This window comes from Pseudomonas citronellolis (assembly GCF_900112375.1).
GTDB lineage: Bacteria > Pseudomonadota > Gammaproteobacteria > Pseudomonadales > Pseudomonadaceae > Pseudomonas > Pseudomonas citronellolis.
In genome coordinates this window covers 67,900-81,212 of the sequence record NZ_FOLS01000013.1, presented here as the reverse complement: position 1 = coordinate 81,212, position 13,313 = coordinate 67,900, and the positions used below count along the sequence as shown (strand labels likewise).

Below are 13,313 nucleotides of genomic sequence, written 5' to 3'. Positions count from 1 at the left end.
GCAGCGTGGACCTGTTCCGTTCCGAACCCGTAGCCCAGCCCCTGGCCGCGCGCCTGCGCGCCGCCAGCCTGGACGAATACGTCGGCCAGGAGCACCTGCTCGCCCGCGGCAAGCCGCTGCGCGAGGCGCTGGAGCAGGGCGCGCTGCACTCGATGATCTTCTGGGGCCCGCCGGGCGTGGGCAAGACCACCCTGGCCAAGCTGCTGGCGCAGGTCTCCGACGCCCACTTCGAGACCATCTCCGCGGTGCTCTCGGGGGTGAAGGAAATCCGCCAGTCGGTGGAGATGGCCAAGCAGCAGGCCGCGCAGTACGGTCGCCGCACCATCCTCTTCGTCGACGAGGTGCACCGCTTCAACAAGAGCCAGCAGGACGCCTTCCTGCCCTACGTCGAAGACGGCACCCTGATCTTCATCGGTGCTACCACCGAGAACCCCTCGTTCGAGCTGAACAACGCGCTGCTCTCGCGGGCCCGCGTCTACGTGCTGAAAAGCCTGGACGAAGCCGCCCTGCGCAAGCTGGTGCAGCGCGCCCTGAGCGAGGACAAGGGCCTGGGCAAGCGCCACCTGAGCCTGCCGGAGGAGAGCTTCGCCATCCTCATGGCCGCCGCCGACGGTGACGGCCGGCGCCTGCTCAACCTGCTGGAGAACGCCTCCGACCTGGCCGAGGACGGCGGCGAGATCAGCGCCGAACTGCTGCAGAACCTGCTGGGCGACAGCCGCCGGCGCTTCGACAAGGGCGGCGAGGCCTTCTACGACCAGATCAGCGCGCTGCACAAGTCGGTGCGCGGCTCCAGTCCCGATGGCGCGCTCTACTGGTACGCACGCATGCTCGACGGCGGCTGCGACCCGCTCTACATCGCCCGCCGCGTGGTGCGCATGGCCAGCGAGGACATCGGCAACGCCGACCCCCGCGCGCTGACCCTGTGCCTGCACGCCTGGGACGTGCAGGAGCGCCTGGGCAGCCCCGAAGGCGAGCTGGCCATCGCCCAGGCCATCGTCTACCTGGCCTGCGCGCCGAAGAGCAACGCCGTCTACAACGCCTACAACACAGCGCGCCGCGATGTGGCCGAGAACGGCTCGCTGGAAGTGCCGCTGCACCTGCGCAACGCACCGACCAAACTGATGAAGAATCTCGGCTACGGCGAGGAGTATCGTTATGCCCATGACGAGCCCGACGCCTATGCCGCCGGGGAAGACTACTTCCCTGAACAGCTCGAACCGCGCCAGTATTACCAGCCCGTGCCCCGCGGCCTGGAACTGAAGATCGGCGAGAAGCTCAAGCACCTGGCGGCCCTGGACCGGGCCAGCCCGAGAAAACGCAGAAAATCCTGAGCGGCGCCCGCACGCCGCCGACACTAGACACGAGAACAGACCATGCTCGATTCCAAACTGGTACGCACCCAGCCGCAGGAAGTGGCCGACCGCCTCGCCGCCCGCGGCTTCACCCTGGACGTGGCGCGCATCGAAGCGCTGGAGAACCAGCGCAAGGCCGTGCAGACCCGCACCGAAACCCTGCAGGCCGAGCGCAACACGCGCTCCAAGGCGATCGGCCAGGCCATGAAGCGTGGCGAGGACGTCGAGCCGCTCAAGGCCGAGGTCAACCGCATGGCCGACGAGCTGGAAGCCGGCAAGCGCGAGCTGGATGCGATCCAGGCCGAGTTGGACGCCCAGCTGCTGACCATCCCCAACCTGCCCCATGAGTCGGTGCCGGTCGGCGCGGACGAGGAAGACAACCTGGAAGTGCGCCGCTGGGGCACCCCGGGCAGCTTCGACTTCGCGATCAAGGACCACGTCGCCCTCGGCGAGCAGCACGGCTGGCTGGACTTCGAGACCGCCGCACGGCTGTCCGGCGCCCGCTTCGCCCTGATGCGCGGCCCGATCGCCCGCCTGCACCGCGCCCTGGCGCAGTTCATGATCGACCTGCACACCCGCGAGCACGGCTACGAGGAGGCCTACACCCCGTACCTGGTGCAGGCCCCGGCCCTGCAGGGCACCGGCCAGCTGCCGAAGTTCGAGGAAGACCTGTTCAAGATCGGCCGCGACGGCGAAGCCGACCTGTACCTGATTCCCACCGCCGAGGTTTCGCTGACCAACATCGTCGCCGGGCAGATCCTCGACGCCAAGGAGCTGCCGCTGAAGTTCGTCGCCCACACCCCATGCTTCCGCAGCGAAGCCGGCGCCTCGGGCCGCGACACCCGCGGGATGATCCGCCAGCACCAGTTCGACAAGGTCGAGATGGTGCAGATCGTCGAGCCGACGAAGTCCTGGGAAGCCCTGGAAAGCCTGGTCGGCAACGCCGAGAAGGTGCTGCAGGCCCTGGAGCTGCCGTACCGCGTGCTGGCCCTGTGCACCGGCGACATGGGCTTCAGCGCGGCCAAGACCTACGACCTGGAAGTCTGGGTGCCGAGCCAGGACAAGTACCGCGAGATTTCCTCCTGCTCCAACTGCGGCGACTTCCAGGCCCGCCGCATGCAGGCGCGCTTCCGCAACCCGGAAACCGGCAAGCCGGAACTGCTGCACACCCTCAACGGCTCCGGCCTGGCGGTGGGCCGCACCCTGGTCGCCGTGCTGGAAAACTACCAGCAGGCCGACGGCAGCATCCGCGTACCCGAGGTGCTCAAGCCCTACATGGGCGGCATCGAGGTGATCGGCTGAGATGGATGCGCTGCCGCTGTTCCACGTCCTGCGCGGGCGTCGCGCACTTCTGGTCGGCGGCGGTGAAGTCGCCCTGCGCAAGGCGCGCCTGCTCGACAGTGCCGGCGCCGTGCTGCGCGTGGTCGCGCCGCAGGTCCACAGCGAGTTGCGCGAGCTGGTGGAGCAGGGCGGTGGCGAACTGCTGGAACGCCGCTACGCCGAGGCTGACCTCGGCGACTGCGTGCTGGTCATCGCCGCCACCGACGACGAGCCGCTGAACGCCCAGGTGTCCCGCGATGCCCACGCCCGCGGTGTGCCGGTCAACGTAGTGGATGCGCCGGCGCTGTGCAGTGTGATCTTCCCCGCCATCGTCGATCGCTCGCCCTTGCTGCTGGCGGTCTCCAGCGGCGGCGACGCGCCGGTGCTGGCGCGCCTGCTGCGGGCCAAGCTGGAAACCTGGATTCCCGCCACCTACGGCCAACTGGCCGGGCTGGCCAGCCGCTTCCGCGAAGCGGTCAAGCAGCGCCTGCCGGACCTGCAGCAGCGCCGCCAGTTCTGGGAGGAAGTGTTCCAGGGCCCGGTGGCCGAACGCATGCTCGCCGGGCAGCCGGCGGAAGCCGAGCGCCTGTTGGCCGACAAGCTGGAAAACGGCCAGGCCGAGGCCCGCGGCGAGGTCTACCTGGTCGGCGCCGGCCCGGGCGACCCGGACCTGCTGACCTTCCGCGCCCTGCGCCTGATGCAGCAGGCCGACGTGGTGCTCTACGACCGCCTGGTGGCCCCGGCCATCCTCGAACTGTGCCGCCGCGACGCCGACCGCCTGTACGTCGGCAAGCGTCGCGCCGACCACGCCGTGCCGCAGGACGAGATCAACCGCAAGCTGGTCGAGCTGGCCAAACAGGGCAAGCGCGTGCTGCGCCTGAAGGGCGGCGATCCGTTCATCTTCGGCCGTGGCGGCGAGGAAATCGACGAACTGGCGGCCAACGGCATTCCCTTCCAGGTGGTGCCGGGCATCACCGCGGCCAGCGGCTGCGCGGCCTACGCCGGCATTCCGCTGACCCACCGTGACTATGCGCAGTCGGTGCGCTTCGTCACCGGCCACCTGAAGGACGGCAGCACCGACCTGCCGTGGAACGACCTGGTGGCGCCGGGCCAGACCCTGGTGTTCTACATGGGCCTGGTGGGCCTGCCGGTAATCTGCGAGGAACTGGTGCGCCACGGCCGCTCCGCCGACACCCCCGCAGCGCTGATCCAGCAGGGCACCACCGAACATCAGCGCGTGTTCACCGGCACCCTGGCCAACCTGCCGCAACTGGTCGCCGAGCACGAAGTGCACGCGCCGACGTTGGTCATCGTCGGCGAAGTGGTCACCCTGCGCGACAAGCTAGCCTGGTTCGAAGGCCAGCCATGAAGGTCTGGCATGCGGCGATGGCCTGGGGTGCGGCTTGCGCCCTGGCTGCCGCCGCCTTGCCGGCCGGCGCCGCCAGCTTCGACTGCAAGAAGGCCCGCCACGCCGACGAAAAAGCCATCTGCGCCGACCGCCAGCTGTCCGAACTGGACGTGCAGATGGCCACCACCTACCGCCTGCTCAGCGGCCTGTTCGCCATGGGCATGCGCGGCAACATGGGCGATGCCCAACTCGCCTGGCTGGACCAGCGCCGCGCCTGCGGCCGCGACAAGGCCTGCCTGAAGCAGCGCTACCAGGAACGCCTGGACGCCCTGCAGAAGATCTACGACGGCATCGACAAGCCGCTCTGAGCCCCGCTTTGTTCACCCGCGAATCGCGGGCAAGGGCCCGCTCCTACGGGGGCGAATGCGCTGCTGTCCTTGGCTTCAGTGCTCGGGCCGACGGCGTATAACCGCGAACGGTTATACGCCCTACGTTTTCGTGCTCGCGGGAAGGGCGGGGATAGATAGGACTTTCAGGATTACTCCGAACTCACTGTCCACTCAGGACAGCCCCCTCTCCCTTCAGGGAGAGGGTTGGGGAGAGGGTGCTCTAAACCCAGCACCTACTCCCCCGGCAAACCCCTTCGCGAGCAAGGACTAGGCGTCCCCCTCGATCCTACGAATAGCCCGGGTCTCAGCCCTTGCGCGCAATCCCCTTGCCCGGCAGATGCTCGCGCCCGTGCGGCCCGCTGAAATCCTGCTGAGGCCCCAGCGGCACTATGCCGGTTGGGTTGATGGTGTGGTGGCTGCCGTAATAGTGATTCTTGATGTGCTGGAAGTTCACCGTGCCCGCCACCCCCGGCAACTGGTACAGCTCGCGCAGCCAGCCGGACAGGTTCGGGTAGTCGGCCAGGCGCCACAGGTTGCACTTGAAGTGCCCGTGGTACACGGCGTCGAAGCGGATCAGCGTGGTGAACAGGCGGATATCGGCCTCGGTCAGGTATTCGCCGGTCAGGTAGCGCCGTTCGCCCAGGCGCTTCTCCAGGCAGTCCAGTTCCTCGAACAGAGTGACGAACGCTTCCTCATAGGCTTCCTGGCTGGTAGCGAAGCCGGCACGGTACACGCCGTTGTTCACCGCCGGGTAGATGCGCTCGTTCAGCGCGTCGATCTCGCCCTGCAAGGCTGTGGGATAGAGGTCCAGATCGTTGCCGGTCAGGCCGTCGAAGGCCGAGTTGAACATGCGGATGATTTCCGCCGACTCATTGCTGACGATCCGCTTGCGCTGCTTGTCCCACAGCACCGGCACGGTGACGCGGCCGGTGTAGTGCGGATCGTCGCGGGTGTAGCGCTGGTGCAGGAACTCCAGGCCGTCCAGGGCGTCGCCGGTGGAGCCCAGGCTGCGGTCGAAGGTCCAGCCGTTCTCCCGCATCAGCCAACTGACCACCGAAACGTCGATCAGCCCGGCCAGGCCCTTGAGCTGGCGGTAGATCAGCGTGCGGTGCGCCCAGGGGCAGGCGAGGGAGACGTACAGGTGGTAGCGCCCGGCCTCGGCGCGGAAGCCGCCTTCGCCGCTGGGGCCGGGCTGGCCGTCGGCGGAGACCCAGTTGCGGCGTTGCGCGTTCTCGCGCTGGAAGCGGCCATCCTTGCTGGTGTCGTACCACTGGTCTTGCCAGCGGCCATCGATGAGCTGTCCCATGACTGGCTCCTCAGGAAAGGGAATGGGAACCAGTCTACGCCCTTGCTATCGATGGATCGCTGCAAAAACAGGGTAGAAGCTATCTACCCGATCGATCTGTCCCGGGCGGCCCAGCGTTGCCGGGCCTCGGCGAAGGCCGCCTCGCGGTCGCGGCCCAACCCGCGCAGGCCCAGGGCGATGGTGGCGACCACCGCCAGTTCGCCGTAGGCGTCCTCCCGCTCGCCACGCCAGAATTCGACCAGCACCTGCGGCTCCAGGCGCTCCGGCTTGACGTGGCGCAGCGCCGAGAGGGCCGGCCATTCCTCGTCCCAGCTCTGGCCCGCTTCGGTGCCGTAGAGATGCGCCGGGCTGTCCGGGTTGATCTCGATCTCGCCGCCTTCGCCCTTGATCACGATGGCGCGGTCGCCGAGCAGGCGGCTGCCTTCGCGGTGGGTTTCCTGGTAGCCGGGGTGGAAGATGCTCTGCAGGATGCAGTGCGCGCCCAGCGGGTTGAGCAGGCGCACCAGTGAGTGGATGGGCGAGCGCAGGCCGAGGGTGTTGCGCAGGTCGATCATCCGCTGCAGCAGCGGCATCCAGTCCACCAGCGGGGCGAAGGCCAGGCCGCCCTGGTCGAGCGCTTCGCCCACGGCGTTCCAGTCGCGGCACAGCGGGATGTCCAGCGTCTGCAGCAACTGCTCGGTGTACAGGCGCCCGGCGGTGTGCGCGCCGCCGCCGTGCAGGAGGATGCGCGTGCCGCTGCCGGCCAGGCACTTGGCGACGAGCAGGTACCAGGGCAGGTGGCGCTTCTTGCCGGCATAGCTGGGCCAGTCGAGGTCGACGGCGATCCGCGGCGCGTCCAGGCGCGCGCGCACGGCCTCGGTGAAGCCGGCCAGCTCATCGGCGCTTTCCTCCTTGTGCCGCAGCAGCATCAGGAAGGCACCCAGCTGCGCCTCTTCGACCTGGCCGTCGAGGATCATGCCCAGGGCCTCGCGGGCTTCCTCGCGGGTCAGGCTGCGCGCGCCGCGCTTGCCCTTGCCGAGGATGCGCACGAACTGCGCGAAAGGATGCTCGGCGGGTGTCTGCAGGACGAGAGGCGTGGCGGTCATAGGCAATTGGTCGGCTTCGGCAGGCCGGCGAGCTTGGCGGCAAGCTTGGCCGGGGTGCCCTTGAACAGGAGGTTGAGGTGCAGGCTGCTGCCCTTTTCCGCGCCCAGGCGCTGGGCCACGTACTTGATCAGCGGGCGGTTGGCCGGCGACAGCTGGAACTGCGCATAGAACTCGCGCAGCAGGTGGAGGATTTCCCAGTGTTCCGGCGTGAGGTGCAGGCCTTCCTGGCGGGCCAGGGCTTCGGCGGCGGCTACCGACCAGTCGTCCAGGTATTGCAGGTAGCCGTCCTTGTCCAGGGCGATGGCGCGCCCTTCCACCGTGAGGGTAGTCATAGCCAGGCGTTGACCTTGTCGTAGCGGGTGCAGAGGTCGACGAAGGCGGGGTAGTCCACGGCCTTCAGGTTGGCTGGCAGATGTTCCTGCAGGCCGCGCGCCTGCAGGTCCTCGGCGAGAGCGAAGCAGGCGTTGGGTAGGTGCTCCAGGCGTTGGCGCGGTGCACTGCCGGCGGTGAGGGCGTAGACGGCATCGCCGCTGAGCAGCAGGCCGTCGTCGTGGGACAGCAACAGCAGGCAGCTGTCGAAGCGGTCGTCGCCGAACGGGGAATGGGAAAGCAGATGCAGCGTGCTCATCAGAGGGTGATCACCTGGTCGTATTGCTGGGTCAGCTGGCGCAATGCGAGGTCGTCCAGCACCTCCACCGGCAGGCTCAGACCGGTGTCGGCCAGGCCACGCTCGGCGAGGCTGCGCTTGGCGGCGTAGAGCCTTTCGACACCGAACAGCGGCAGGGCCTGCAGGTTGGCCTGCAAATCCTTCTGTTCGAGGCTGGTGGGTTGCTGGCCCGGAGCCAACTGGAACACCCCGTCATCGAGGAAAAGGAAGGCGATGGGCAGGTCGAAGGCGCCGCCGGCCAGGGCGATGTCCAGCGCCTCGCGGGCGCCGGGGCCGCTCCACGGGGCCTGGCGGCTGACGATCAGCAGGGACTTGGCCATCAGTCGCCTCCGAAGCAGACCAGGCGGTCCGCCATCTGCGTCGCTTCATGCAGCTGGCCGAGGCCGGATAGCTCCCAGGGCGCCTGCAGGTTGGCCGCCGGGCGCTGGTAGCGGGCGGCTTCCTCGGCGTTGAGCACGCCGCGGCGCAGGGCGGCGGCGATGCACACCACGGCATCGAGGCGGTGCTCGCCGACGAAGCGCGTCCAGGCCGCTGCCACATCCAGTTCGTCCTGGCCGCTCACTGGGTTGCTCGAAGCGCTGTGCACGCCGTCCTGGTAGAAGAACAGGCGGACGATCTCGTGGCCGCCGGCGAGCACCGCCTCGGCGAAGCGCAGGGCGCGCCGGGCGGCGGGCGAGTGGGGCGGGGCGAAGAGGGCGATGGCGAATTTCATGGCATGGGCCGGTCGGCGGATTACAGCGCGATGATAAGGCCAGCGCGGGGATTTTGCTGCGCCGGAAAAGGAAAAAGCCCGCCAAGGCGGGCTTTTCCGGTGTTGCCGGGAAGCGTCAGTCGTCGCTGCCCATGATGCCGAAGATCTGCAGCAGGCTGAGGAACATGTTGTAGATCGACACGTACAGGCTGATGGTGGCCATGATGTAGTTGCGCTCGCCACCGTGGATGATGGCGCTGGTCTGGAACAGGATGGCCGCCGAGGAGAACAGCACGAAGCCGGCGCTGATCGCCAGTTGCAGGCCGCTGATCTGGAAGAACAGCGAGACCAGCATGGCGCCCAGCAGGACGAAGAAGCCGGCGGTGATGAAGCCGGACAGGAAGCTCATGTCCTTGCGGGTGGTCAGCACGTAGGCGGACAGGCCGAAGAACACCAGGGCGGTCATGAAGAACGCCGAGGAAATGATGCTGGCGCCGTTGGCCATGCCCAGGTACAGGTTCAGGATCGGGCCGAGGGTGTAGCCCATGAAACCGGTGAGGGCGAAGGTGGTGACCAGGCCCCAGCCGCTGTCGCGCAGCTTGAGGGTGGCGAAGAACAGGCCGTAGAAGCCGACCAGGGTCAGCAGCAGGCCCGGGTGGGGCAGGTGCAGCTGTTGCGAGACGTAGGCGACCAGGCCGCTGAAGGCCAGGGTCATGGCCAGCAGGCCGTAGGTGTTGCGCAGGACTCCGCTGACTTCCCGTTGTTCCGCCGCGGCGGGGTTGAGATATTGCCGTTCTTGCATGGCTAGACACTCCTGTAAGCGGAATGGGATTCCGTGACCATAGTTGCAGTGATGATATCAAAGCCGCCTGTCAGACGTAGGATCAGAGTTTGACAGTGTGTTGCGATCCGGTACTATGCGCCCCCGAAAGGAAGTGTGGCCGAGTGGTTTAAGGCAGCGGTCTTGAAAACCGCCGGGTGTAACAGCCCCCAGAGTTCGAATCTCTGCGCTTCCGCCATCTTGCCCAAGCTGAAAGCCCCGCACTGCGGGGCTTTTGCGTTTCTGGCCGGTTCCGAATGCAGGGGATTATGCTGCCGGATCATTTCCGCATGCTTAACGCCACTTCCGTATCGCAGCGCCACTTGGTTTGTTCGATCACCACACTGGGTGCCCGCGTGGAGGATTGGGCTGACATCCCGCATGACGCCTAAGCCTTGTTTCCTACAGTGCCTGGAGAAAGTCCAGTAAGGCCTGCAACTCCTGCGCATTCAGCCGCAACGGTTCGAGCAGCGGCGAAGTCTTCGGGAACAGCGGGTCGTTCTTCTGCTGCGCCGTCGGCAACGGGTGGAACATCCCGGCGTTGTACATGTTGAGGATGCCGCGTAGGTCGCCGAACAGGCCGTTGTGCATCCAGGGGCCGGTGCGCGCGACCTGGCGCAGCGAGGGCGTGCGGAAGGCGCCGACGTCTTCGGCGCGGCCGGTCACCCGGTAGCGGCCGAGGTCCTCGTAGCGGCGGCCGTAGTAGGTCAGGCCGAGGTTGTGGAAGCTGTCGTCGCTCAAGGCTTCGCCCTGGTGGCAGTTCAGGCAGCGGGCCTTGCCGCGGAACAGGTGCAGGCCGTGCAGCTGGGTATCGCTCAGGGCCTTGCCGTCGCCCAGCAGGAAGCGGTCGAGGGCGTTGCGCCGGGGCGCGAGGGTGCGCTGGTAGGTGGCCAGTGCCCGGCCCAGTTGAGCCGCGTCGATCGGCGTGTGGCCGAAGGCCTCGGCGAAGGCCCGTGGATAGTCGCGGTGCGTGCGCAGGCGCTGGAGCAGCGGGTCGAGGGTGAAGGCCATCTCGACGGGATCGACGATTGGCATCAGCGCCTGCTGTTCCAGGCTGCCGGCGCGGCCGTCCCAGAACAGGTTGGTGAAGTGGCTGGCCATGGCTACGCTGGGGGCGTTGCGGGTTCCGGCCTGGCGGTCGTGGCCGAAGGACACGCGGCGGCCGTCGGCGAAGGCCAGGTCCGGTTCGTGGCAGGAGGCGCAGGCGATCTGCCCGGAGCGCGACAGCAGCGGATCGAAGAACAGCCGCCGGCCCAGTTCGACCTGGCGCTCGTCCAGGGCCGGCGGCGAAGGCAGCGGTGCCAGCTCGCGCCAGGCCAGCCCCGGGCTGATGTCCGGGGCCGGCCAATTCGCCGAAGGCTGGCTGTAGACCTGGCGCAGGCAGGCGTAGTCCACCGGCTGCGCGTCCAGGTGCGTGGCGCAGTCGTCGGCCCGGGCCAGCCCGGCCAGCAGCAAGCCGGCGGCCAGCAGCGTCCTAGAAGCGATAACCCACCTCCACCCAGAACTGCCGGCCGACCTCGTAGGTGGGGATGCCGCTGCTGTTGTTCACGCTGCTGACGGAAACCTTGTCGAGCACGTTGAACACGTCGAGGTTGACGAACAGCGCCTGGTCCTTGGCGGTGGGCTGCTCCCAGGCCAGGCGCAGGTCCCAGGTGAGGGCGGCGGACTGGTCTTCTTCCTCCCACACTTCCACCGGTGAGCCCTGGTAGTCCACCTTCTTGCCGGTATCGAGAATCTGCCGGTAGCCGGCGCGGTAGCGCAGGAAGTTGCTCCAGGTGAGGTTGGCCCGGGGGATTTCGGTGATGGTGGTCAGGCGCGCGGTCCAGGGCCGGTTGAAGTTGTCCGCCGGGCGTTCGGAGTAGCGCATGAACTTGCCGTCGTACTGGATGATCGGGTCGGCGAGGTCGGTTTCGCTGACGGCGGTGGCGTAGTCGACGTTGGAACTGGTCACGTCGGTCCAGTCCAGGGCCAGTTGCAGCAGGCTGCTGGTGCCGGCGAGCTCGAAGCGGCGCTGTGGGGTGATGGTCAGGCTGAGGATGTCGCTCTCGCTGCTGCCGCCGTTGGTGTAGGTGTAGTAGCTGGTGCTCAGGTCGTCGCTGGCCGGCTGCCCGAGGTAGCGGCCCTGGGTGCGGATGATCTGGTCGTGGCCGTCGCGGTGCACGTACTTCAGCGCGAACTCGGTGCTCCAGAGCATCTGGCTGATGCCCAGGGTCCATTCGTCGTCGTAGGGGATGTCCAACTGGTTGAAGCGCGTGTTGTTCAGGGTGCGCACCGGCGAGCCCCAGTCGGCGCCGCCGCTGGCCCGCGTCAGCTTGTACTGCAGGGCGCTGCGGCCGTCGTACAGGCGATAGGCGAACATGTTGCGTCCGTAGTAGCGGTTGGCGCCGCCGGTGAAGCGCGTGCGGCCGTCGCCGAACAGGTCGTATTCGGCGGCGAAGCGCGGGGCCAGGGTCTTCTTGTCCATGTAGTCGTCGCCATCCAGGCGCAGGCCGGGGCGCAGGGTGAGGCGGCCGATGGCGATCTCGTCCTGGGCGTAGAGCGCCCAGGCAGTGGTGTCGAACTCGATCTTGCCGGCTTCGTAGACGTTCAGCTGGGTGAAGGCCTGGCCCTTGCCGGCGAAGTAGGGCGTCGGGCTCAGCGAGCACCAGTCGCTTTCGCTGCAGGTGCTGGTGGCCTTGAGCAGCGAGCCGTACCGGAATTCCTCCAGGCGATCGTAGTAGGCGTTCTGCCGGGTCAGCTCCAGACCGGTCTGCACCTTGTGCTGGCTGCCCAGCACCTGCCAGGGATGCCAGTCGGCGTTGAGCTTGTAGCTCCAGGTGGTCTGGCGCTGCTCGATGTCGCCGTAGTTGCCCTCGGAGCTGAGCACCGTGGCGCTGCTGGCGCCGGGGGCGCCCCAGTTCTTCTCCGGCGACCAGCGCCAGCCCTTGAAGTAGTCCTTCTCGCTGTCGCGGGAGTTGTCCATGCGCGACCAGGCGACGGTCTGGGTGACCTCGGCCAGGGAGGCGTCCCAGATCGCCCGCAGGTTGGCCTGGTAGCCGCCGGACTTGATGTCCAGCATGGAGTCGCGGCCGTTGACGATGAAGTAGCGGTTGTCCTGCGGGGCATAGGTCAGCGCCCCCTCGAAGCTCAGGTCCTCGCGGGCTTGCCAGACGCCCTTGAGGTAGTAGTTGTCGATGCGCCGGGTCTGGTCCTTGTCCATGCCCTCGGCCGGGGCATCGTAGGTGTTCGCGTTGTAGCCCTTCAGTGGAATGGTGGAACGCTTGGAGGAATAGTTGAGCAGCAGCCCGAAGTCGTCGGTCACGTGGCCTTCGAGGGTGCTGCGCAGCACCAGCCTGTCGAACTCCGGCTGGTTGGCGTAGCTGGTGGAGTCCTCGAAGTTCTGCTGGTCGCGTTGGTCGATGTGGTAGCGCGTCCACTCCGAGCGGCTCATCTGCGCCGAGACCTTGCCGTGCAGCTCGCGGCTCGGCTGCCGCGTGTTGGCCTCGATCACCCCGCCATTGAAGCCGCCATAGGAGGCCGGGACGTTGCTGTCGAGCACCTTCACCGACTCCAGCAGGTCGGTGTCCAGGGCCAGGCCCTGGCTGCGCCCGGGCACGTCGGTCATGGAGACGGCGCTGCTGGCGTCCGCTGCCGGGTCGAGGTCGTTGTTCATGCCCACGCCGTCGACCAGGAACAGGTTCTGCCAGTACTTGGCGCCGTTGATGCTGACGTTGGCCGGGTCGATCTCCCCGGGCGTCTTGCTGCTGAGCTGGGCGTCGTCGAACTGCACGTTGGGGTTCATCTTCAGCAGGCTGGTGATGTCGCCGTTGCCGGCCGGCATGCGCTCGATGATCTCGCGGTCGAAGTCCATCTCGCCCTGGAAGTTCCGGATCCGCGGGGCACGCACCCACATGTCGCCGGCGGAGACGGCATTGCTCAGGTCGACGCGGAACAGCGAGACCAGGTTGGGCTCGCCGTAGCGCCAGTGCAGGCCGCTGCCCTGCAGCAGCCGGTCGAGGGCGTCCCAGGCGCTCATCCGCCCGGCAACCGCCGGGCTGCGCAGGCCTTCCAGCAGCTCGCTGTCGGCGCTGACCTGCAGACCGCTCTGCTGGCCGAAGACGAGCAGGGCGGAGGCCAGGGATTGTGCGGGAATCTCGAAGTGCCGCTGGTGCTCCAGCGGCGCCTCGTCGTCCTGGGGCGGGGTAGCGGCCCAGGCGGGCAGGGGAGCGAGCGGGGTGAGGCAGAGCAGGCCGATGCCGCCGAGTCGGCGCAGGGGCAGGTAGAAACGGCCGTAGCCGCGGGCTACGGACTTCCCGTTGAGATTCATGGAGCGCTGTCTCCGAAAGGCGCGCGAGG

13 protein-coding genes and 1 tRNA gene are annotated in these 13,313 nt (G+C 67.7%); 5 read left to right on the top strand and 9 right to left on the bottom strand.

Annotated features, from left to right (window positions below; all coding sequences use genetic code 11):
- Positions 1–5 precede the first annotated feature (5 nt).
- The 4 genes from BM060_RS14180 to BM060_RS14165 are packed head-to-tail and all read left to right on the top strand — an operon-like array spanning position 6 to position 4,388.
- Positions 6–1,331, top strand: coding sequence for a replication-associated recombination protein A (locus tag BM060_RS14180; RefSeq protein WP_074980656.1), 1,326 nt, complete (start codon positions 6–8; stop codon positions 1,329–1,331).
- 42 nt (positions 1,332–1,373) lie between these two features.
- Positions 1,374–2,654, top strand: coding sequence for a serine--tRNA ligase (gene serS, locus BM060_RS14175; protein WP_074980655.1), 1,281 nt, complete (start codon positions 1,374–1,376; stop codon positions 2,652–2,654).
- A gap of 1 nt (position 2,655) precedes the next feature.
- Positions 2,656–4,041 (top strand): siroheme synthase CysG, encoded by a 1,386-nt coding sequence (gene cysG, locus BM060_RS14170; protein ID WP_074980654.1) that lies wholly within the window; start codon positions 2,656–2,658, stop codon positions 4,039–4,041.
- Positions 4,042–4,058: 17 nt separating this feature from the next.
- A complete protein-coding gene (locus BM060_RS14165) occupies positions 4,059–4,388 on the top strand; it encodes a lysozyme inhibitor LprI family protein (RefSeq protein WP_043318304.1) in 330 nt (109 codons plus the stop codon).
- A gap of 325 nt (positions 4,389–4,713) precedes the next feature.
- Here the strand turns inward: BM060_RS14165 and BM060_RS14160 are convergent, their stop codons facing one another.
- From BM060_RS14160 to BM060_RS14130, 7 genes are all read right to left on the bottom strand, one after another.
- Entirely contained in the window at positions 4,714–5,715 is a 1,002-nt protein-coding gene (locus BM060_RS14160; protein ID WP_074980653.1) for a glutathione S-transferase family protein, read from the bottom strand.
- Between the two features lie 83 nt (positions 5,716–5,798).
- Positions 5,799–6,800: a glycosyl transferase family protein gene (locus tag BM060_RS14155; RefSeq protein WP_074980652.1), complete on the bottom strand. Its 1,002-nt coding sequence runs from the start codon at positions 6,798–6,800 to the stop codon at positions 5,799–5,801.
- Entirely contained in the window at positions 6,797–7,132 is a 336-nt protein-coding gene (locus tag BM060_RS14150; RefSeq protein ID WP_009623204.1) for a TusE/DsrC/DsvC family sulfur relay protein, read from the bottom strand. Before BM060_RS14150 ends, BM060_RS14155 begins: the two co-directional genes overlap by 4 nt.
- Positions 7,129–7,428, bottom strand: coding sequence for a sulfurtransferase complex subunit TusB (gene tusB, locus BM060_RS14145; RefSeq protein ID WP_074980651.1), 300 nt, complete (start codon positions 7,426–7,428; stop codon positions 7,129–7,131). Before tusB ends, BM060_RS14150 begins: the two co-directional genes overlap by 4 nt.
- Positions 7,428–7,787: a sulfurtransferase complex subunit TusC gene (tusC, locus tag BM060_RS14140; protein ID WP_074980650.1), complete on the bottom strand. Its 360-nt coding sequence runs from the start codon at positions 7,785–7,787 to the stop codon at positions 7,428–7,430. The genes tusB and tusC overlap by 1 nt, the downstream gene beginning before the upstream one ends.
- Entirely contained in the window at positions 7,787–8,179 is a 393-nt protein-coding gene (gene tusD, locus BM060_RS14135) for a sulfurtransferase complex subunit TusD (protein WP_061562079.1), read from the bottom strand. The genes tusC and tusD overlap by 1 nt, the downstream gene beginning before the upstream one ends.
- A 115-nt stretch (positions 8,180–8,294) precedes the next feature.
- Positions 8,295–8,960 carry a Bax inhibitor-1/YccA family protein gene (locus BM060_RS14130; protein WP_009623200.1) on the bottom strand — a complete coding sequence of 222 codons (666 nt, stop codon included), beginning with the start codon at positions 8,958–8,960 and terminating at the stop codon, positions 8,295–8,297.
- A gap of 129 nt (positions 8,961–9,089) precedes the next feature.
- Between BM060_RS14130 and BM060_RS14125 the strand changes: the two genes are divergently transcribed.
- Positions 9,090–9,177, top strand: a tRNA-Ser gene (locus BM060_RS14125).
- A gap of 203 nt (positions 9,178–9,380) precedes the next feature.
- Here the strand turns inward: BM060_RS14125 and BM060_RS14120 are convergent.
- The gene (locus BM060_RS14120; RefSeq protein ID WP_245323038.1) at positions 9,381–10,433 is read right to left on the bottom strand and encodes a cytochrome-c peroxidase; all 1,053 of its coding nucleotides are present in this window, start codon (positions 10,431–10,433) and stop codon (positions 9,381–9,383) included.
- 19 nt (positions 10,434–10,452) lie between these two features.
- The gene (locus BM060_RS14115; RefSeq protein ID WP_169720926.1) at positions 10,453–13,284 is read right to left on the bottom strand and encodes a secretin and TonB N-terminal domain-containing protein; all 2,832 of its coding nucleotides are present in this window, start codon (positions 13,282–13,284) and stop codon (positions 10,453–10,455) included.
- Positions 13,285–13,313: the final 29 nt, after the last annotated feature.